Source organism: Kribbella flavida DSM 17836 (genome assembly GCF_000024345.1).
Taxonomy (GTDB): domain Bacteria; phylum Actinomycetota; class Actinomycetes; order Propionibacteriales; family Kribbellaceae; genus Kribbella; species Kribbella flavida.
The window spans coordinates 6,095,991-6,114,967 of the sequence record NC_013729.1; the positions used below are offsets into that span (position 1 = coordinate 6,095,991).

General features: G+C 69.9%; 19 protein-coding genes and 1 tRNA gene. 11 read left to right on the forward strand and 9 right to left on the reverse strand.

Annotated elements, in window-relative coordinates; genetic code table 11:
* The first annotated feature begins 47 nt into the window (after positions 1–47).
* Positions 48–509, forward strand: coding sequence for an HIT family protein (locus tag KFLA_RS28110; protein ID WP_012923225.1), 462 nt, complete (start codon positions 48–50; stop codon positions 507–509).
* A gap of 23 nt (positions 510–532) precedes the next feature.
* Here KFLA_RS28110 and KFLA_RS28115 read toward each other — a convergent pair whose 3' ends face one another.
* Positions 533–2,044 carry a phospholipase D family protein gene (locus tag KFLA_RS28115; protein WP_041289521.1) on the reverse strand — a complete coding sequence of 504 codons (1,512 nt, stop codon included), beginning with the start codon at positions 2,042–2,044 and terminating at the stop codon, positions 533–535.
* A 48-nt stretch (positions 2,045–2,092) separates the two neighbouring features.
* Here KFLA_RS28115 and KFLA_RS28120 point away from each other — a divergent pair, with 48 nt between their 5' ends.
* A complete protein-coding gene (locus KFLA_RS28120) occupies positions 2,093–2,869 on the forward strand; it encodes a hypothetical protein (RefSeq protein ID WP_012923227.1) in 777 nt (258 codons plus the stop codon).
* Here the strand turns inward: KFLA_RS28120 and KFLA_RS28125 are convergent.
* Entirely contained in the window at positions 2,772–3,812 is a 1,041-nt protein-coding gene (locus tag KFLA_RS28125; protein ID WP_012923228.1) for a LacI family DNA-binding transcriptional regulator, read from the reverse strand. The two genes, KFLA_RS28120 and KFLA_RS28125, sit on opposite strands and share 98 nt — an antisense overlap.
* Before the next feature lie 99 nt (positions 3,813–3,911).
* Between KFLA_RS28125 and KFLA_RS28130 the strand changes: the two genes are divergently transcribed.
* Positions 3,912–4,928 carry a hypothetical protein gene (locus tag KFLA_RS28130; protein WP_012923229.1) on the forward strand — a complete coding sequence of 339 codons (1,017 nt, stop codon included), beginning with the start codon at positions 3,912–3,914 and terminating at the stop codon, positions 4,926–4,928.
* Positions 4,929–4,940: 12 nt separating this feature from the next.
* Here the strand turns inward: KFLA_RS28130 and KFLA_RS28135 are convergent, their stop codons facing one another.
* On the reverse strand, positions 4,941–5,672 hold the full coding sequence (locus KFLA_RS28135; RefSeq protein WP_012923230.1) for an SDR family oxidoreductase: 732 nt from the start codon (positions 5,670–5,672) through the stop codon (positions 4,941–4,943).
* A gap of 75 nt (positions 5,673–5,747) precedes the next feature.
* Between KFLA_RS28135 and KFLA_RS28140 the strand changes: the two genes are divergently transcribed.
* The 4 genes from KFLA_RS28140 to KFLA_RS39455 all read left to right on the forward strand — a co-directional run bounded on the left by KFLA_RS28140 (position 5,748) and on the right by KFLA_RS39455 (position 9,468).
* On the forward strand, positions 5,748–6,350 hold the full coding sequence (locus KFLA_RS28140; protein ID WP_202797036.1) for a TetR/AcrR family transcriptional regulator: 603 nt from the start codon (positions 5,748–5,750) through the stop codon (positions 6,348–6,350).
* A 151-nt stretch (positions 6,351–6,501) separates the two neighbouring features.
* The gene (locus KFLA_RS28145) at positions 6,502–7,773 is read left to right on the forward strand and encodes a lactate racemase domain-containing protein (protein ID WP_012923232.1); all 1,272 of its coding nucleotides are present in this window, start codon (positions 6,502–6,504) and stop codon (positions 7,771–7,773) included.
* 9 nt (positions 7,774–7,782) lie between these two features.
* Positions 7,783–9,228: a flavin-containing monooxygenase gene (locus KFLA_RS28150; protein ID WP_012923233.1), complete on the forward strand. Its 1,446-nt coding sequence runs from the start codon at positions 7,783–7,785 to the stop codon at positions 9,226–9,228.
* Positions 9,229–9,336: 108 nt separating this feature from the next.
* The gene (locus tag KFLA_RS39455) at positions 9,337–9,468 is read left to right on the forward strand and encodes a hypothetical protein (RefSeq protein ID WP_012923234.1); all 132 of its coding nucleotides are present in this window, start codon (positions 9,337–9,339) and stop codon (positions 9,466–9,468) included.
* Positions 9,469–9,776: 308 nt separating this feature from the next.
* On the opposite strand, the gene KFLA_RS28155 is transcribed toward KFLA_RS39455, so the two are convergent.
* Positions 9,777–11,147 (reverse strand): cystathionine beta-synthase, encoded by a 1,371-nt coding sequence (locus tag KFLA_RS28155; RefSeq protein WP_012923236.1) that lies wholly within the window; start codon positions 11,145–11,147, stop codon positions 9,777–9,779.
* Positions 11,148–11,224: 77 nt separating this feature from the next.
* Between KFLA_RS28155 and KFLA_RS28160 the strand changes: the two genes are divergently transcribed.
* The 3 genes from KFLA_RS28160 to KFLA_RS28170 all read left to right on the forward strand — a co-directional run bounded on the left by KFLA_RS28160 (position 11,225) and on the right by KFLA_RS28170 (position 13,276).
* Complete coding sequence (locus KFLA_RS28160) at positions 11,225–12,292, forward strand: SGNH/GDSL hydrolase family protein (protein WP_012923237.1); 1,068 nt, start codon at positions 11,225–11,227, stop codon at positions 12,290–12,292.
* Between the two features lie 123 nt (positions 12,293–12,415).
* The gene (locus KFLA_RS28165; protein ID WP_012923238.1) at positions 12,416–12,646 is read left to right on the forward strand and encodes a DUF4287 domain-containing protein; all 231 of its coding nucleotides are present in this window, start codon (positions 12,416–12,418) and stop codon (positions 12,644–12,646) included.
* Between the two features lie 186 nt (positions 12,647–12,832).
* The gene (locus tag KFLA_RS28170) at positions 12,833–13,276 is read left to right on the forward strand and encodes a hypothetical protein (RefSeq protein ID WP_012923239.1); all 444 of its coding nucleotides are present in this window, start codon (positions 12,833–12,835) and stop codon (positions 13,274–13,276) included.
* An 86-nt stretch (positions 13,277–13,362) separates the two neighbouring features.
* On the opposite strand, the gene KFLA_RS28175 is transcribed toward KFLA_RS28170, so the two are convergent.
* The 3 genes from KFLA_RS28175 to KFLA_RS39460 all read right to left on the reverse strand — a co-directional run bounded on the left by KFLA_RS28175 (position 13,363) and on the right by KFLA_RS39460 (position 15,633).
* Positions 13,363–14,208, reverse strand: a complete 846-nt coding sequence (locus tag KFLA_RS28175) for a Bax inhibitor-1/YccA family protein (protein WP_012923240.1) — start codon at positions 14,206–14,208, stop codon at positions 13,363–13,365.
* 222 nt (positions 14,209–14,430) lie between these two features.
* Complete coding sequence (locus KFLA_RS28180; RefSeq protein WP_012923241.1) at positions 14,431–14,784, reverse strand: cupin domain-containing protein; 354 nt, start codon at positions 14,782–14,784, stop codon at positions 14,431–14,433.
* 66 nt (positions 14,785–14,850) lie between these two features.
* Entirely contained in the window at positions 14,851–15,633 is a 783-nt protein-coding gene (locus KFLA_RS39460; RefSeq protein ID WP_012923242.1) for an SDR family oxidoreductase, read from the reverse strand.
* 237 nt (positions 15,634–15,870) lie between these two features.
* Between KFLA_RS39460 and qcrB the strand changes: the two genes are divergently transcribed.
* On the forward strand, positions 15,871–17,268 hold the full coding sequence (qcrB, locus tag KFLA_RS28190; RefSeq protein ID WP_237706617.1) for a cytochrome bc1 complex cytochrome b subunit: 1,398 nt from the start codon (positions 15,871–15,873) through the stop codon (positions 17,266–17,268).
* 48 nt (positions 17,269–17,316) lie between these two features.
* On the opposite strand, the gene KFLA_RS28195 is transcribed toward qcrB, so the two are convergent.
* Together KFLA_RS28195 and KFLA_RS28200 are read right to left on the reverse strand one after the other, a co-directional pair.
* Complete coding sequence (locus KFLA_RS28195) at positions 17,317–18,519, reverse strand: epoxide hydrolase family protein (protein WP_012923244.1); 1,203 nt, start codon at positions 18,517–18,519, stop codon at positions 17,317–17,319.
* Positions 18,520–18,600: 81 nt separating this feature from the next.
* Positions 18,601–18,681 (reverse strand) — tRNA-Leu (locus KFLA_RS28200).
* Positions 18,682–18,977 lie beyond the last annotated feature (296 nt).

The following is an 18,977-nucleotide window of genomic DNA, read 5'->3' on the forward strand; positions in this document are numbered from 1 at the left end:
CACCGCCCCCCAGGTCAAACCCTTCATCCACAGCCTCGGAGCCCACCGTGTTCAACCATGCGCCGCCCGACTACACCTGCCCGTTCTGCCTCCTCGCCACCGGCGGCGAGAACCACCTGACCAAGCAGCAGGACGTCGTACGCCGTACCGACCGCGCCCTCGCCTTCGTCGCCTCCCGCTGGTGGCCCAACAACCGGGGCCACGTCCTGGTCGTCCCCACCACCCACCACGAGAACCTCTACGACCTGCCGCGGCCGGACGGTCACGCCGTGCACGATCTGGTCCAGGAGGTCGCGATCGCGATCCGCAGCACCTACGGCTGCGCCGGCATCTCCACCCGCCAGCACAACGAACCAGCCGGCTACCAGGACGCCTGGCATTACCACGTGCACGTCTTCCCACGCTACGAAGGCGACAACCTCTACACCACCCGCCACCTGACCGAACCAGCCACAGCAGCCGAGCGAGCGCCGTACGTCAGCAAGCTCAAAACCTTCTTCGCAGCATGACGAGCGGTGCTCACAGACACGCCCTAGTAGACGTTGCGGCGGCGGAGGGCTCGTGGGCGGCCGTCGGGGTCGTGGAGGTGGTCGAAGACCGGACGTGCCCACCTGGCCTGCCAGCGGGTGATCGGCTCGGGCTGGTGGTGGCGGATGCGGCCGGGTGGGCGGGGGCCGGCTTGGCCGGTGGCGTGCCAGTTGTCCAGGGCGTCGGCCGAGGCTTTCCACTGGGCGAAGCCGGCGACCGGGTCGAGGTCCGGCGAGGTCTCGAGGTGTTCGGCCCACAGCTCGGCACGCAGCGATCGGGCGACGTCAGGGGCAACGATGGCGCAGCTCAGCTCGCTGTCGTTGGTCCACGAGCGGCGGTTGAAGTTGTCCGAGCCGCAGGTGAACCACTCGTCGTCGATGATGCACACCTTCGCGTGCACGTAGATCGGCACCCCCTCGGCGTTCTCCAGGTCGTACACCGCCACCCGGTCGGACCGCAGCAGCTCCAGCGCCTTCGCCTGCCCGTACCGCGCCGGCGGTCCGCTGAACCGCCCGTCCTGGTCCGGGTACCGCGGCACCACCACGATCACCCGCAGCTCCGGGGACCGCTGCAGCGCGTCCTGCAGGGCCAGCGCGACGTCCTGGGACCAGAAGTACTGGTCCTCGATGTAGATCAGTGACCGGGCCCGGGCGAACGCTTTCAGATAGGCCCGCGCCACGCTGTACTCCCCCTTCGGCGCAAAGGGGAAGTCTGGATGCTTGTGCGCGTACGTTCGCAGGACCTGGACGACATGCGGCCCGGCGACCGGCGGATCCGGGAAGGACTCCGGCAGCTCCGACGTGTGCCGCGGCATCCGGGCGAGCCGCTGCAGGAACAACCGGTACGGCGTCCGGCGGTCGAGTGGGTGCGGGTCGTCCCAGCGTTCGATGAAGCAGCGCAGCAGGTCCCCGACGACCGGTCCGCGGACCTCCAGCGCCACGTCGTGCCACGGCGTCCGTGACCCGTACCGCGGGTCCATCGGCGCCTGCTGCGGATCTCCGCCGTGGCTCGCGTCGTCGCGGCGCTGGTGCGACAGGTCGATGCCGCCCACGAACGCGATGTCCGCGGCCGGATCGCCTCGGTGCCGGATCACGAACAGCTTCTGGTGGTGCGAAGCCAGCCGCCGGACCCGCTGGTCGAGCAGCACCTCGGCGCCCGCCTCGTTCAGCTCGGTCCCGAACCGCTGGTTCTCCTGCGCGTTGAAGCTCACGTGGTCGGAGTGCGACCGCCACAGCAACCCGCGAACCTCGACACCGTTGCGCACCAGGTCGCACAGCACCGACCCGATGCTCGGCCCGTCCGGCGCGATCGCCTCGTCCGGATCACCCCGCCAGTCGGTGAAGTAGACCCGGTCCCCACTCTCCAGCGCGCACAGTTCGTCGTACAGACGGGCGAAGTACGCCGCGCCGTGCACCAGCGGCCGGACCAGGTTGCCCTCGGTCCAGGCGCCGTCACGATCGATCTCGGTCGCCGGATTGCCACGCTCGGTGGCGGTCAGGAACCAGTCGTGCGTCATCTCGCTCCAGTGCCCAACCGACCCTTCGATCATGAGAGGCTGGCGGCGATGCGCGCTCACAACTGGTGGCTCGGCCTCGGACTCCCCGCCGCGATGGTCTGGTGCGTGGCGGTCAGCACGTCGATGCCCAGCTGGTTCGACCCGTCGGAAGACTGCGCGCTGACCGCCGGCCGTGCCTCTGACCACGGTGTGACGACGCACAGCCGGTGGTTCCCACCTCGCGCGACCTGTGACTTCGGCGGTGGCGACGTCTACCAGTTCATCTCGCCGGGCCGGTCGGCCACACTGAGCGTGATCGGCGTCCTGGTAGCCCTCGTCGTGGTTGTCGGCATGGTCCAGTGGGTCAAGGCCCTGTTCCGGACCGGCGGCGTGATCCGCGCCGCCGAGGCCATCGATCTGCAGCAACGCAAAGTCGCGCACCTGGCCACCGGCGTCGTCGCCGGCGCGCTCGGTACCGGAGCCCTCTTCCTGCTGTTCGTCGTCGGCGTGATCGCCGGCGGAGCACCGGGCATGGTCGTCGCCCTGCTCATCAGTGTCTTCGGCCTGGCCGGGCTTGCCTCGGCTCTCGACCGCGCGCACGGGCCGCTCCCGAGCACGGCCGCTCAGTCGCGCCGCCGCGGCACGCTGGCCGCTGTCCTGGCCCTGGCGAGTTCAGCGGCGGGCATGGTGCCGAGGTCACCGATCCCGCAACTGGCGTTCGTGATGCTCGGAGCGGCGGTTTTCATGATCACCGTCGCGGTGCAGTGGGCGCTGCCCCGACCGTCGATCCTGGTACCGGGCGACAAGCCAGCAACTGCTGGTCCGTCCGCCGCCGCGCCCCGGTGATCTGGTCCACCAGCAGCCGTACCGACCGCCGTCCCAGCTCCCACCGCGGTACTTCGAACCCGCTGACGTCCGGCCGGTCCTTCGGCTGCCCCAGGACGGCGAGCGACAGGTCCCGCGGGCAGACCAGCCCGGCCGACTCGACCGCCGCCAGCGCGGCCGCCGACAGGTCACCGGTGTCGGTCTCCTCCACCACGACCGCCGTGACGCCGTCGGCGACCCAGCGCGAGATCAGCCCGGCATCCACCGCCTCGGCCTCGGCCCGTACGACGACCCGGCGTACCGGCAGCCGCGCCGTGCGCAGAGCCGCGAGCACGCCTTGCTCGCGATCGGTGGACGACAGCGCGTCGTCACCGCAGCGCAGGTAGCGGATCTGCCGGTGGCCGAGCGCGGCCAGTCGCCCGACCACCTCCGCCGACGCTGCCACGTAGTCGACGCCCACGAACGGGATCCGGCCGCCGAGCTCGTCGCGGCGGCCGACGTACACCAGCGGGAAGCCGTCGCCGAGCAGCCAGTCGATCGGCTCCTCCGGGACGTGCCGGCCGAAGAACAGGCAGCCGTCGGCGATCCTGGTCCGGCGGATCGCGGCCCGGTGGTCCGGGCGTTCGCCGCTGCCGCCGGTCCCGGTGAACAGCACGAGGTCCTGACCGAGCGCTGCCGCCTCCGCCTCGATCCCGGCCAGGATCGGGTAGTAGAACCCGTCCACGGCGGTCGGGAACGCCGTGGCGAAGGTGTACACGCCCAGCATCCGGTTGCGCGACGAGGCGAGCCGGGTGGCGACCGGGTCCGGCACGTAGCCGAGCTGCTCGGCCGCCGCCAGCACCCGCTGCCGGGTCGCCTCGGCCAGCCGCGAGCCGTCGGTGCTGCCGGACAGCACCAGGGAGACCGTAGTCTGCGACACCCCTGCCGCCGCGGCGATGTCCGCCTGCCGAGGCGCTCTGGCCATCTCACCACTCCAAAGTCTGCGCTAATACGGATTAGCTTCTTGACTGGCTTGCATTCCCGCTCGCAGACTCGGCAGCACCGCCCCGCGAGAGGAATCAAGATGACGAACCTACCGCCGGTCAGCCGCCGGGCCCTACTTCGCGGCACCGCCGGCCTCGGCATCGGCGCCGTCGTCGGCGCCGGGGGCAGCCTGGCCGGCACACCTGCCGCCCAGGCCGCTCCCGGCGGCTTCCCTGACTACGCGTTCACCCGGCTGGCCTTCGACAAGGCCGGCCTGCGCTACAACCCGACCGGCGAGCTGATCTTCCCGAGCGTGCGCGGCACGGTCGGCCGGATCAGCAACGCGCTCGGCCGGTTGTACCTGTACTACGCGCCGCACGACGCGCCCGGAGGGTTGTGCCTGGCGTACTCGAACTCGCTCGGCGGGCCGTACACGGAGTACCCGAGCAACCCGATCATCGGCCGCACCTGGTCGCCGCACTACAGCGTCTCGCACGTCTCGTCGCCGCACTCACTGTGGAACGACGACGTCAACGAGCTCTGGCTCTACTTCCACGGCGAGAACACCACCACCCGGCTGGCCCGCTCCACCGACGGGATCCACTTCAGCTACGACAAGGTGGTCCTGTCGACGTCCATGCTGCCGGCCGGGACGACCGAAGCGTCGTACGCCCGGGTGTTCCGGCACGACCTGCCGTCGCGCAACGCGCGGTACGTGATGGTCTTCATGATCAACACGACCGCCAACCGGCGCTCGATCGGCTGGGGCTGGTCGGCCGACGCCCGGAACTGGACCTTCTCACAGACGCCGCTGATCACGCCGCAGGAGATCGGGGCCCGGGATCTCGGCGCACCGGCGGTTGCCACTCGCAACGGATCGACCTACGTCATCTATCACACGAACATCGAGGCCGGCGGTGCGATGCGGATCACCGAGGTCGGCAACGACTTCAGCCGCCGCAACCATCTGGGCATTTTCCACGCGCCGTTGCCCGGCGCCCCCGACAACGGCCGCTGCGCCGCCCCGGCGTTCGGCTCGGACAACGGCGTCGAGTACATGATCTACGAAGCCGGCACCCGGCTGGCCGGCTCCATCGCCATCGCGCGCGCCGTCTGAGAATTCGTCCCGCTACAGCCGAGAGCCACCGGTGGCGTCGATCCACTGACCGGTGATCCAGCGCGCCTGCTCGGAGGCGACGAACGCCACCACGTCCGCCACGTCCTCCGGTTGCCCGACCCGCTCGAACACCGAGTACTCCGCCGCCGCCCGCGCGGCCTCCGGGTCGGCCAGCCAGTCGTTCATGTCGGTCTCGATGATGCCGGGCGCGACGGTGTTCACGGTGATCCCGCGCGGCCCGAGCTCCTTGGCCAGGGCCAGCGTCAACGTGTTCAGCGCACCCTTGGTCATCGAGTACGCCGTGTCCTGCGGAAACGCGATCCGGGTGACGCCGGAGCCGATGTTGACGATTCGGCCCCCGTCGCGCAGCCGCGACAAGCCCTGCTGAATCAGGAAGAACGGCGCCTTCGCGTTCACCGCGACCAGCCGGTCGAACCACTCGGGCGTGACGTCGGCCAGCGGCTGGTGCCTGCCGATCGCCGCGTTGTTGACCAGGACGTCGAGCCCGTCCGCGACCGCGTCGAACTGCCGCCAGACCTGCTCGGCCGCGTCCGGCTCGCTCAGGTCGGCCCGCACCGCGAACGCCTCGCCGCCGGCCGCCTGGATGTCGTCGACGGTCTGCTTCGCCGCCGTCTCGTTGCTGCCGTAATGGACGGCGACCCGGACACCCTCACCCGCCAGGCGCAACGCAACCGCCCGCCCGATCCCCCGGCTGCCGCCGGTCACCAACGCCGTTCTGCTCATCCACGTCCCTTTCTCTAGTGATCACTACAGAATGACCGTAACACATTCTTTAGTGAGCGTTATAGAATGAACCTCATGACCACCAGCAGCCGGCGGGGACGTCCCCGATCGTTCGATCGCCAGGCGGCGCTGGAGCAGGCGCTGCTGACGTTCTGGGAGCGGGGCTACGACTCGACGTCGGTCGCCGACCTCACCGCCGCACTCGGCATCGGCGCGCCGAGCCTGTACGCCGCGTTCGGCGACAAGCGCACGCTGTTCGACGAGGCGGTGACGGCGTACCAGGCGAAGTACGGCGAGTTCATGAAGCGAGCACTCGACGAGGAACCGACGGCCCGGGCGGCGATCGCGCGGATCCTGCGGGAGGCGGCGGTCGCCTACACCGAGCCCGGCCATCCGCGCGGCTGCCTGATCATCAGCGCGGCACAGAACACGATCCCGGCGTCCGAGGACGTGCACGAGCGGCTGCGGGCGATCCGGGCCGGCAACATCGACGCGCTGCAGGAGCGGATCCAGGCGGACGTCGACGCCGGAATCCTGCCGGGCACCACCGTCGCGCGGGCGGTGGCGGTTTTCGTCGGAGCAACGATCCAGGGCATGTCCCAGCAGGCCCGCGACGGCGCCACCCCGGCCGAGCTGGAAGCTGTCGCCGAACTCGCCCTCACCGCCTGGCCGACCTGACCCTTCCCTCATCCCCAACCCCACCCGCCCGCTGATCCGACGTTGAGCACCGGCTGGTCGCTTCCGACGCGATCTGGCGGCTGCTCCGTGCTCAAGGTGGGCCGGGGAGCCGCCAGCTCTGCGGTAATCGCTTGCTGGCTAGGGTGGGCGCATGGTCGCATCCCCAGCCGCCGTGCTCGGCGACGCCGCCCGGACGCTCAGCGAAGACGAGGTCACCACCTTCGTCCAGGACTCGCTCGCCTCGGCCGGGCTGGACGGCCGCAGCGTCTGCGTGATCGTGCCGGACGCGACACGCAGCTGCCCACTGCCGCTGCTGCTGCGGGCCGTGCACACCGCACTGGCCGGCCGGGTCACGAAGCTCACCGTGCTCGTTGCCCTTGGCACCCATGCCGCGATGCCACCGGCCGCGCTGCGCGACCACCTCGGCGGCGAGTACGCCGTACTGAACCACGCGTGGTGGACCCCGGAGACGTTCGCCCACCTCGGCACGATCGGCGCCGACCGGGTCAACGAGATCTCGGCCGGCCGCCTGCACCAGGAGGTACGGGTCGAGCTCAACCGCGCGGTGGTCGAGCACGACGTGGCCCTGGTCGTCGGCCCGGTCTTCCCGCACGAGGTGGTCGGCTTCTCCGGCGGCAACAAGTACTTCTTCCCGGGCGTCGCCGGCCAGGAGGTGATCGACCTGTCGCACTGGCTCGGCGCGCTGATCACCAGCGCCGACATCATCGGCACGCCGGGCACCACACCGGTCCGCGCGCTGATCGACGAGGCCGCCGCGCTGATCCCGGCCGAGAAGCTCGCCCTGTCGCTGGTGGTCGAGTCGGGCACGAACAACCTGCACGCGGTGGCCTTCGGCGACACCGTCTCGTCCTGGCAGGCAGCGGCCGCGATCTCGGCCCGGACCCACGTGCGCTACCTCGATCGTCCGGTCCGCCGGATCGTGTCGCTGATGCCGCCGCGCTACCAGGACATCTGGACCGCCGCCAAGGGCTTCTACAAGGTCGAGCCGGTCGTCGCCGACGGCGGCGAGGTGATTCTCTCCGCGCCGCACGTCACCCAACTGGCCGCGATGCACCCCGAGATCGAGCAGATCGGCTACCACTGCCGCGACTACTTCCTCGGCCAGTGGGAGAAGTTCCGGGACCTGCACTGGGGTGTGCTCGCCCACTCCACCCATCTGCGCGGCGCCGGCACCTGGGACCCGGCCACCGGCGAGCACCTGCGGGTCGCCGTCACGCTGGCCACCGCGATCCCCGAACAGGTCGTGCGCGGCGCGAACCTCGGCTGGCTCGACCCGGCCGGGATGGACCTCACGGCGTACGCCGACGATCCGGAGACGCTGGTGATCCCGAACGCCGGCGAGGTCCTGCACCGGCTGCGCGCAGCGCCGTCGCGAGCCGCTGACACCCCGGTGAGCGGGTAACGTTCGGCCATGACCGAGGTCGTGATCGTCGGGGCCGGGTTCGCCGGGCTGTGCATGGGGATCAAGCTGCGCCAGGCCGGGATCGAGGACTTCGTCGTCCTGGAGAAGGCCGCCGGCCTGGGCGGCACCTGGCGGGACAACACCTATCCCGGGTGTGCCTGCGACGTGCCGTCGTACCTGTACTCCTTCTCGTTCGAGCAGAACCCGCGCTGGACCAGGATGTTCGCGCCCTGGGACGAAATCCTCGCCTACCTGCGGCACTGCGCCACGAAGTACGGCGTCGCTGACCGGATCCGGTACGGCGCGGAGGTGACCGAGGCGGCCTTCGACGAGACCAGCGGCCGGTGGACCATCACGGTCAACGGCGACGAGAAGCTCGAAGCCCGGGCCCTGGTCGCCGGCGTCGGCAACCTGCACCAGCCGAGGATCCCGGACCTGCCGGGCCTCGACTCGTTCGGCGGTCCGTCCTTCCACTCGGCCCGCTGGGACCACGGCCAGGACCTGACCGGACGCCGGGTGGCCGTCGTCGGCACCGGCGCCTCGGCGATCCAGTTCGTGCCGCGGGTCGCCGAGCAGGCCGCGCACCTCGACGTGTACCAGCGCACCGCGCCCTGGGTCACGCCGAAGCCGGACCGCGCGATCGGCCCGCGCGAACGTGCCCTGCACGCCCGGTTCCCGGCCGCCCAGCGGGCGATCCGGGACGTCGTCTTCTGGGGCCTGGAGGCCCGTGGCGTCGGCTTCGCGGGCAATCCCAAGCTGATGAAGGGCCTTGAACTGCAGGCCCGTCGGCACCTGCGCAAGCAGGTCAAGGACCCGGTTCTTCGCGCGAAGCTGACGCCGAACTACCAGATCGGCTGCAAGCGCATCCTGCTCTCCAACGACTACTACCCGGCGCTGACCCGGGACACCGTCGACCTGGTCACCACGGCGATCAGCCGGATCACGCCGACCGGCGTGGTGATCGCGGACGGCACCGAGCGGCCGTGCGACGTTCTCGTGCTGGGCACCGGCTTCGAGGTCTCCGGCAACCTGACCCGGATGCGGATCCTCGGCCGCGAGGGCAGCGACCTGGCCGACACCTGGAAGCAGCACGGCATCGGCGCCCACCTGGGCATCACCGTCGCGGGCTACCCCAACCTGTTCCTGCTGGTCGGCCCGAACACCGCGCTCGGCCACTCCTCGATGGTGTTCATGATCGAGGCCCAGGTCCGGTACGTCGTGCAGGCGCTGAAGCTGCTGCGCCGGGCCACCTCGGTCGAGGTCCGCGAGGAGGTCCAGGAGCGGTTCGTCGCCGACGTCCAGGGCCGGCTGGACGAGACCGTCTGGCAGTCCGGCTGCAACAGCTGGTACCTGGACGCGCAGGGCCGCAACTCGACCATCTGGCCGGAGTTCACCGTCGGCTACTGGCGCCGGACGCGCCGGCTGGACCCCGCCGACTTCGTGCTGGTCCGCTGACCGGGGTTCCCCCTGGCGCCGGGCCAGGGTGTCCCGGACTCCCGAAGGAGGACCTGCCGGCCGGCGGCGTACGACCAAGGGATGAGCCGAAGACCGGTCCAAGGACCGATGTCCGGCACGCCCGCGACGGGGATGCTGGAGGACATGGACCTCTTCCAGATCATCAGCGCAGTCGTCATCGTCGGCGGTGTCGTGGTCACCGCGCTGATCGCCATCGTCCCGTCCGTGGTCGACCGCTGACCACCGGTTTGCCCGCGACGTCCGGTGCACCCTCGGGGGCGCACCGGGCGTCGTCGTGCGTGTTGCCCATGGCAACTAAAGGTGTAGCCGGCCGCTGCGGACTGCGACTCCGGGAGGAGTTCAGGAGCAGTCCTGGGACCGATGAAAAGCCGGCGCGGCACGCGCACGCTGAAGGTATGGAAATCCTTCAGATCCTCGCCACAGCGGCCATCGTGCTCGGCATCCTGGTCACGGTCCTGATCGCCGTCGTACCCACCGTCGTCGACCGCTGAGCCCCGCCTGGTCAGTGGGCTCAGCGGTGGGGCCGATCAGACGGTCAGGTGCGCGAGCAGGTCCTGCCGGGTCAGCACGCCCACCGGCTTGCCGTCGTCGAGCACCATCAGCGCGTCCCGGTCCTCCAGCAGGGCGACCGCCTTCGCGACCTCCTCGCCGGCCCCCAGCGACGGCAGCGCCTCGTCCATGTGCAGCTCGACCATGTCGGCCAGCCGGGCCTTGCCGGTGTAGAGCGCGTCCATCAGGGTCTTCGCCGACACCGCGCCGGCCACCTCGGCCGCCATCACCGGCGGCTCGGCCCGGACCACCGGCATCTGCGAGACGCCGTACTCGCGCAGGATCTCGATCGCCTCGGCGATCGTCTCGTGCGGGTGGGTGTGCACCAGCGGCGGCATGCTGCCTTCCTTGCCGGCCAGCACCTCGCCGAGCGTGGTGCCCTGCCGGGCGTGCCCGAGGAACCCGTACTGCGCCAGCCAGTCGTCGTTGAACACCTTGGTCAGGTAGCCGCGGCCGCCGTCGGGCAGCAGCACCACGATCACTGCGTCCGGGTCGTCCAGCTCGTGCGCCAGCCGGATCGCCGCGGCGGCCGCCATGCCGGCCGAGCCGCCGACCAGCATCGCCTCCTCGCGGGCCAGCCGCCGGGTGGTGGCGAACGAGTCCGCGTCGGAGACCTCGATGATCCGGTCGGCGATCGTCTTGTCGTAGGTCTCCGGCCAGAAGTCCTCGCCGACACCCTCGACCAGGTACGGCCGGCCGGTGCCGCCGGAGTACACCGAACCCTCCGGGTCGGCGCCGATGATCTGGACCTTGCCGCCGGAGACCTCCTTGAGGTACTTGCCGGTGCCGCTGATCGTGCCGCCGGTGCCGACGCCGGTGACGAAGTGGGTGATCCGCCCCTCGGTCTGCTGCCAGATCTCCGGGCCGGTCGACTCGTAGTGCGAGATCGGGTTGTTCACGTTGGCGTACTGGTTCGGCTTCCAGGCGCCCTCGATCTCCTGCACCAGCCGGTCGGACACGTTGTAGTACGAGTCCGGGTGCTCCGGGGCGACCGCGGTCGGGCAGACGACCACCTCGGCGCCGTACGCCTTGAGCACGTTGCGCTTGTCCTCGCTGACCTTGTCCGGGCAGACGAAGACGCACTTGTAACCCTTCTGCTGGGCCACCATCGCCAGCCCGACACCGGTGTTGCCCGAGGTCGGCTCGACGATCGTGCCGCCCGGCTTGAGCTCGCCGGAGGCCTCGGCGGCCTCGACCATCCGGACCGCGATCCGGTCCTTCACCGAGCCACCGGGGTTGAAGTACTCGACCTTGGCGAGCACGAGCGGCTTGGCGCCGTCTGTCGTCTTCGTCAGGCGTACCAGCGGGGTGTTGCCGACCAGGTCCAGGAGTGAGTTCGCGTAGCGCACGCATTCCACTGTATGGGACCCCGCGTGTTTCACCATATTTGGCTTGCGTGACCGTCACAGCGTGTAATTCTTGGTCCATGAGCAAAGCCCGGGCCGCCAAGCGACTGGCCCAGGCCGCAGCCTTCGGCGGTGGGGGACTCGGACTGATCGGCGCCACGCTGTACGGCGTACTGACCGCGGAGGCGCGGTACGCCAAGCGCGTGATCGGTCCGATGAAGGCTCACCCGGCCAAGGGCGACGGCCTGTACGGCCGGTATCCAGGTCACCCGATCACGCTGGCGATGATCGGTGACTCCAGCGCGGCCGGATACGGCACCTCCTCGCCCGACGAGACGCCCGGCGTGCTGCTGGCCTGTGGTCTCGCCGAGCTGGCGAAGCGGCCGGTCCGGCTGGTCGACGTGTCGCGGGTGGGCGCGAAGTCCACCGACCTCGCCCGCCAGATCGACACCGCGCTGCTGTCCGGGCCGCACGTCGCCGCGATCCTGATCGGCGCCAACGACGTGAAGGACCAGATGCCGCCGTCGGTGTCGGTCCGGCTGCTCGACGCCGCGGTCCGGCGGTTGCGCGCGGCCAACTGCGAGGTCGTCGTCGGCACCTGCCCGGACCTCGGCCTGGTCCGGCCGATCATGCCGCCGCTGCGGCAGGTCGCCCGGTCCTGGAGCCAGCGGCTCGCCGCCGCGCAGACGATCGCCGTCGTCGAGGCCGGCGGCCGGTCGGTGTCGATGGGCTCGCTGCTCAGCGAGGTCTTCCGGACCGACCCGCGGATGTTCGGCCCCGACCGCTTCCACCCCTCCGTCACCGGGTACGCCGCGGCCGCCGCCGCGCTGCTGCCCTCGGTGGCCGCGGCGATGGGCGTCGGGCCGGAGTCGTTCGTGCACCCCGAGCCGTTCCGCGGCGAGGCCGTGCTGCCGATCGCCGAGGCCGCCGTGCAGGCGGCGAAAACGGCCGGCACCGAGGTCGCCGCGGCCGAGGTCGCCGGGCACGAGCGCGGACCCCGTGGCCGCTGGGCGCAGCTGCGGCACCGTCGCCGGCACCCCAAGCCCGACGTCGAGCGGGTCGACGAGGGCGCCGTCGCAGAGGCCACCGCCACCGTCGGGGCCGCCGGTTCCGGGTCCGGCCGGCCGCTGGCGGAGACGCCGTCCTGACCGCGGCCTCCATCGTTGCGTGCGTCCGCTGAGCGGCGACTTTCCCCCAGTGCCCCTTGCCTGCGGGCACATCGTGATGCACAGTCGAACTACTACGCACAACCCCGACGACGGGAGGCGAAGATGGGCTTGAACCACTCCGAGGAGACGCACAAACGTCTGGTGGAGAAGGTGCCCGAGTGCACCGGACGCGAGATGACCGAGTGGTTCAAGTTGATGAACGACGGACCGTCGTTCTCACGCTTCGACGACAGAGTGCGGTGGCTTTCCAGCGAGTACGCCCTCGCTCACGGGCACGCCACGGCCATCGTGCACGAGTACGACCTCGTCAAAGCGCACCGGCGCATGGGCTGACGAGCCGAACAGGAGCCAGTTTCGCCGCGGGCCTGCCCCCACAGGTGGAGGGACAGGCCCGCGTGCGTTGCCCGAGCAGCTTTCCCGGCCGGCGCGTTCCGCGCTGACTTTCCGGGCCCCGCAGCCACACGATGCTGCAACACAACAGCCGCCGGATCTCCATGCACCCGACCTAGAGTCCGGGACATGAGCAAACGACGAGTCACGCTCGCGCTGGCAGCCCTGTCCGTGGCAGCCGTTGTCCCAGGCACCTTCGCGGTCGCTCAGCCGCCGCTCACCTCCGCGGGGGCAACGCACTTCGAGACCTACGGTGTGGACGGCGCGTCGGCCTGGGGTGACGTCGTGGTGCCGTCCGGGGAGAAGGCTCGCGTGCACGGCTGGATCCGCGACGACAAGTGCGACCGGCGGAACGCGGCGCTCAAGATCACCTTCGACTATCCGCTGGTCGGCACCGACAAGAACAAGTGGATCGTCAACAACACCGACGGAAAGTGCGGCGCGTCGCACCTGAAGTCCTTCGACGTCAGCGAGCAGACGTACAGCCTGAACGCGATCTACGTGCAGGAGTACACCGACAACTGGTACACGCCCGAGCAGTGGGGCGCGAGGATCAAGGTCTGGGAGAAGTAGACGGCCGAAGGGCCGGTCCCCGGGTGGGGACCGGCCCTTCGCGGTCAGTGGCTCAGCTCAGACAGCTGGCCGGGGTGAGTCGGGAATCAGTCGCCGCCCCGCAGGATCGCGAGGATGCGCAGCAGGTTCCAGTACAGCCAGACCAGGGTGACGGTCAGGCCGAACGCGGCCCGCCAGGCCTCGTTCTGCGGGGCGCCGTGCTTCACGCCCTGCTCGATCATGTCGAAGTCGAGAATCAGGTTGAACACCGCCAGCCCGGCGCCGATCGCGGCGAACAGCAGACCCATCGGGCCGAAGCCGCCGATGCCGGAGTTGAAGCCGAGCAGGCTCGCGATGAAGTTGATCAGGATGACGCCCGCGAAGCCCATCGTCGCGATGACGACCATCTTGGTGAACTTCGGCGTGACCTTGATCGCAAAGTACTTGTACGTCGCCAGCGTCATACCGGCGGTGACCATCGTCGCCAGCACCGCCTGCACGACGATGCCGGCGTCATCGACGTAGCCGGCGATGAACTTGCTGCCGATGCCGAGGAACACACCTTCGGCGACGGCGTACGCCATCACCAGCGCCGGGTTGATCTTGCGCGAGAACGACAGCACCATCCCGAGCGCGAACGCGACCAGCGCGCCGCCGAGGAAGGCCGGCGTCACGAGGTCGGTCGGGATCCGCCACCACGCGAGCGCGGCGGCGACGACGACCACCGCGAGGGTGATCGAGGTCTTGACGATGACGTCGTCCAACGTCATGGGGCGGCTGCCGGCCGGCGCGCCCTGGTACTGCTGCGGCGGCATACCCGGCCCGCCGTAGCCCTGCTGGCCCGGCTGGCCGTAAGGACCCGGCTGACCGTACGGAGCGGCCCCGGGGTAGGCCTGGCCCTGGCCAGGCGCAAATGCACTCGACCGGTTCAGAACCGGGTTACTGCTCTGCATGTCATCCTCCTGGTGACCCACTGTGAGTCGTACCGGAATAGTACGGTCCCACCCTTAACAACAGCTGAGGAAGCCCTCACTGTTCCCCAACCGAAATCCCCCAACCCAACCGGTTGCAGACCTCAACCGCTTCCGCCGGAGAAATAGTCAGCCGGCCATCACGCTGCGCAACCGTTCTGCCGGGGCCCGGAACCGCCCAGCCCAGCTGATTGCCACTTGTTGCTACTCGAGCCAGTCGGTTTCGAAGGTGGTGTTCTCGTGGATGTGGACGGCTTCGTAGCCGCCGGGGGCGGTGGAGAACTTGTGCGGGGTGTCGGCCGGCACCACCAGGATCTGGCCGGCGCGGCCGATCAGCCGGCGGGTGCCGACGGTGAAGTTGGCCGATCCGCGCCGGATGATGAACGTCTCGGCGTACGGGTGCTTGTGCAGTCGCGGTCCGACGCCCTCCTGCGTGGTCGACTCGAGAATGATCGAGATCCCGGCCCCGCCCGGCAGTTCGGTGTAGTTCTCGGCCCAGTCCTCGCCGTCGTCCCGCCCGTCCGTCCGGGTGATGACGAAGCCCTCTGAGTCGCTCATGTCGCTGTCCTCCCGCAGTACTCGACGATCCGCCGAGGCTACGGGGCCACCGGGCCACCCCTCCGGCTACCGAGCCACCTTCGCCGCGACGAACTCCTCCCAGCTTCTCCCGGTTCCCTGCCCCGAGGACAGGTTCGCGCCCGCCCGGTACGCCGCCGCGGCCTGGCCCGGCATCCAGAGCGGCAGCATCAGCCGGCGCTTGCCCGCCGCCCGCAGGTAGATTCCGACCATCTCCTTGAACGTGTACGTCCGCGGCCCCGCCACGTCCGCGACCTGGCCCTGCGGCGTACCGAGCGCGAGCTCCACCAACCGGTCCGCCACCGCCGCCGGATCCACCGGCTGCACCTTGAACCCACTCGGCGCCGGCACCACCGGCGACTTGGCGACCTGCTCCGCCACCGAGAACGCCAGATCGTGGAACTGCGTCGCGCGCAGATTGCTCCACCCGACGCCCGCCTGCTCGATCGCCACCTCGGCCCCACGCTTGGCCGCGAAGTACCCGAACATCGCCCGATCGAGACCGCTCACGACCGGCAGCGTGTCCGCCCCCACCACGGAAACGTTGACGATGTGCCGCACCCCCGCCGGTACCGCCGCCTTCACCACCTGCCGCGCCTTCTCGTCGTCCCCCTTGGCCGACCCCGCGCAGTGCACCACGACCTCGACCCCGTCGAACGCCTTGTCCACCCCTTGCCCGGTCGCCAGATCGCCCACGACGACCTCCACCCCGTCGATCTCCCGGGCGCTGCGGCTCAGCACCCGCACGTCCCGCGCCGCCTGCGTCAGCCGCGGAACCACCAGCTGGCCCAACGTCCCCGTACCACCCGTCACCAGAATCCGCGCAGTCATGTCCCGACCCTCCGCCACTCACCGTCCCGACCACTTCGGGCACTCACTGAGCCGACGAACCCCAGCGCGGAAGTGTGACAACGCCCCACTGTGCTTCCAGCGCTGACGTGAGCGTGACGTGCGACACGAACCGTCACAGGCGCAGGCACCGCGGTGTCGTGTGAACGACCGCGAATGCGCGGCCCGGCGTGCAGGATCACCAAGGAGGGTCGAGCCATGCACCGCTCATGGAGCACCTTGCGAGCGAGGGTATTCCCGGACCACTGGTCGCTGCTGTTCGGCCAGATCGCCTTCTACAGCTTCGTCGTGATTTTGCTCAGCGGCGTGGTGCTGACGGTGTTCTACGAACCGTCGGCCGACCACGTCGTGTACGACGGGCCGTACGCACCGCTGCACGGCGTACCGATGTCCCGGGCCCTGGATTCGACGATGGCCATCACCTTCGAGGTCCGCGGTGGTCTGCTGATGCGCCAGGTCCATCACTGGGCGACGCTGATCATGATGGCGGCGATCACGCTGCACCTGTTGCGGTTGTTCTTCACCGCCGGGTTCCGTCGGCCGCGGCGCCTGAACTGGCTCGTGGTGTTCGGGCTGCTCGTCGTCACGCTGGGCGCCGGCCTCACCGGCACCTCGCTGCCGGACGACATGGCCTCCGGCACGAGCCTCGCCGTCCTCGACGGTGTACTGCAGGCGACCCCGTTCATCGGTTCCGAGCTGTCGGCGCTGCTGTTCGGGGGCCCGTTCCCGGGCGACGTGATCGCGTGGTTCTACCCACTGCACGTCGTCGTCCTGCCCGCCGTACTGGTCGCCCTCTTCGTGATCGGCGCGGTCCTGGCACTCAAGCACAAGCCAGCGCAGCCCGCCGGTCCCGGCCGGACAGAGGACACCGTGGTGGGGCGTCCCGCGATCGTGGCCGCGGTCAAGAGTTTCGGCCTGTTCTGCTTCGTGACGGCGGTCTCGCTCCTGATGGCCGCGACCGCAACCATCAACCCGGTATGGCTGTACGGCCCCGCGGACCCGGCGAACGCCTCGGCCGGCGTCGGCCCCGCGTGGTACCTCGCTTTCCTGGACGGCTCGCTGCGGCTGGCGCCGGGCTGGGAGTTCGTCTGGTGGGGCAGGACGTTCAGCCTGGCCGTACTGCTGCCGGTCGCGGCCTGCACGCTGTTCCTCGCCCTCGTCGCCGTCTACCCGTTCCTCGAGGAACGTCTGACCGGCGACCGGCGGGATCACCACCTGCTGGAGCGCCCGCGGGACAACCCGACCCGCACCGGCATCGGCGTCGCCGGCATCACCTTCTACGGCGTGCTCTGGGCGGCGGCCGGCGCGGACACCATGGCCGTGTTCTTCCAGCTCTCGGTCAACTCACTGCTGCACGTCTTCCAGGTGCTCCTGATCCTGGGTCCGCCCGCCGCGTTCGTGATCACCCGTCGTCTCTGCACCGGCCTGCAGGAACGGAACGCCGGGATCGTCCAGCACGGCATCGAGACCGGGCAGGTGATTCGCCTGCCCGACGGCGGGTACGTCGAGAAGCACCGCCCGGTCGACGCGGTTCGGCGCTGGCAGCTCATCGGCGCCTCCGGCGAGAACCGCGCCATCCCTCCGACGAGCGACGTCAAGCACGACGGTGCAGCGTGACGAGCACAGAGGTCTCGGGGGTTCACGGCCGCTGCGGTTCGCGGCCCGTCAGCGCAGGTGCGCGGCGAACTCGCGGATGTCCTGGGCGAGCAGGTCGGGTTCCTCGGTCGCCATGAAGTGGCCGCCCCGTGGCAGGACGCTCCACCGCGGGTCGTGGTACTGCCTCTGCGCAAGGGATCGGGGCGGCACGCCGCCGATCTCGGTTTCACTGGCGTACACCGCAATGGGCGCTGCAGCAGGGTCTCTCATGGGGCGGGGCCCCGGAGGCAGGTCGTGGGCGTAGTAGTGCATCACTGATGAGCCGAACGATCCCGTGGTCCAGTAGAGCGTCAGGAGCGACAGCAACGTCGTCCGGGTGGAGTCCTCGGTCAGGTCGAGGTTGCTCCACGCCTGCCATTTCTCGGCGACCCACGCCGCGAGCGCCACGGGCGAGTCGGCAACCGCCAGCGCGGCGGTGAGCGGCTTGGTGGCCTGCAAGTGGTGATAGGCGCCGTCCACCTGGTCCCACTTCGCCATGGTGGCAAGCCACTGCTCTTCCTCCGCCGTCAGCGCGCCGTCGTGGACTCCCGGGGTGCGGACCGCGCTCAGCGCGTTGGTACTCACGTGAGCCCCGCGCACCGCGTCCGGGTGCCGAACGGCCAGCCATGCCGTCACCCGCGCCCCGATGTCCCCGCCGGACGCGAAGAACGACTGGTAGCCGAGACGTGCCATCAGTACTCGCCACCGGTCGGCGATCGAGGCCGCGGTCAACTGCTCGAGGTTCGCGACGGCGTCCGAGTAGGCGAATCCGGGCATCGACGGAACGACGACGTGAAAGGCGTCCTCCACCCGTCCGCCGTGCAGCTCGGGCTTCGTCAACGGCTCGAGAAGAGGAACGATCTCGAGGAACGAACTGGGCCACCCATGCGTGATGACGATCGGCCTGGCGTCGCGGTGCGGGCTCCGCACGTGCAGGAAGTGCGTCCACGTGCCGTCGATCTCGACCCGGAAGTGAGGCAAGGCCCGAAGCTCGGCGCGGTACTGGTCGAAGTCGAAGGTCGTCGCCCAAGCATGCACAAGCTCCCGCGCGAACGACACCGGCGTACCGGCCTGCCAGTCGTCCACAGGCTGCCGAGCCGGAAACCTGGCAGCCTGCAGCCGAGCCACCAGGCCAGCCACCTCCGCGTCACTCGGAGCCGGGTCGAAAACCTGAGGTTCATGTGCAGCGACGGCCCCGCCGCCCTCGCCGCTTCCAGTGACGCCGGCGTTCACGAGTTCGGTCCTCCCCAGTAGCAGCCGAGTGCTGACGCTCCAGTATCGCCAGCGAGAGCTCTCCGCAGCTCAAGGCTGCAGTGCCCGGGACGGGATTCGAACCCGTACACCTTTCGGTCGCGAGGTTTAAGCTCGCTGCGTCTGCCGTTCCGCCACCCGGGCCAGGCACCGACGATACAAGGCGAAGGCCGGGCTGTGAGTACGTATCGAGCCTGTACGGCGAGGCGCCCGTACCGGCTGAGGCCGACACCAACCGAACGGACCGCACTGTCCCACCGGCGCGTGGGTAGACACAGTCAACGGGGACCGCGGACAGGGTATTTCCTCTTCACGGTCCCGTGCGGCTAGGCGTGGTCACGGTTGATGGCGTCGGCGTACGGGGCCCACGGCTAGTTCTTCCTGGTGCCGATCCTCGGAAGGCCCGAACGGGCAGATCCACCCGCGTGAACTCGCCTACG

Coding starts and splice junctions, on each gene's coding strand:
- KFLA_RS28115 (WP_041289521.1), bottom strand. CDS start 2,044: ATGACGCACGACTGGTTCCTGACCGCCACCGAGCGTGGCAATCCGGCG.
- KFLA_RS28120 (WP_012923227.1), top strand. CDS start 2,093: ATGCGCGCTCACAACTGGTGGCTCGGCCTCGGACTCCCCGCCGCGATG.
- KFLA_RS28125 (WP_012923228.1), bottom strand. CDS start 3,812: ATGGCCAGAGCGCCTCGGCAGGCGGACATCGCCGCGGCGGCAGGGGTG.
- KFLA_RS28130 (WP_012923229.1), top strand. CDS start 3,912: ATGACGAACCTACCGCCGGTCAGCCGCCGGGCCCTACTTCGCGGCACC.
- KFLA_RS28135 (WP_012923230.1), bottom strand. CDS start 5,672: ATGAGCAGAACGGCGTTGGTGACCGGCGGCAGCCGGGGGATCGGGCGG.
- KFLA_RS28140 (WP_202797036.1), top strand. CDS start 5,748: ATGACCACCAGCAGCCGGCGGGGACGTCCCCGATCGTTCGATCGCCAG.
- KFLA_RS28145 (WP_012923232.1), top strand. CDS start 6,502: ATGGTCGCATCCCCAGCCGCCGTGCTCGGCGACGCCGCCCGGACGCTC.
- KFLA_RS28150 (WP_012923233.1), top strand. CDS start 7,783: ATGACCGAGGTCGTGATCGTCGGGGCCGGGTTCGCCGGGCTGTGCATG.
- KFLA_RS39455 (WP_012923234.1), top strand. CDS start 9,337: ATGTCCGGCACGCCCGCGACGGGGATGCTGGAGGACATGGACCTCTTC.
- KFLA_RS28160 (WP_012923237.1), top strand. CDS start 11,225: ATGAGCAAAGCCCGGGCCGCCAAGCGACTGGCCCAGGCCGCAGCCTTC.
- KFLA_RS28165 (WP_012923238.1), top strand. CDS start 12,416: ATGGGCTTGAACCACTCCGAGGAGACGCACAAACGTCTGGTGGAGAAG.
- KFLA_RS28170 (WP_012923239.1), top strand. CDS start 12,833: ATGAGCAAACGACGAGTCACGCTCGCGCTGGCAGCCCTGTCCGTGGCA.
- KFLA_RS28175 (WP_012923240.1), bottom strand. CDS start 14,208: ATGCAGAGCAGTAACCCGGTTCTGAACCGGTCGAGTGCATTTGCGCCT.
- KFLA_RS28180 (WP_012923241.1), bottom strand. CDS start 14,784: ATGAGCGACTCAGAGGGCTTCGTCATCACCCGGACGGACGGGCGGGAC.
- KFLA_RS39460 (WP_012923242.1), bottom strand. CDS start 15,633: ATGACTGCGCGGATTCTGGTGACGGGTGGTACGGGGACGTTGGGCCAG.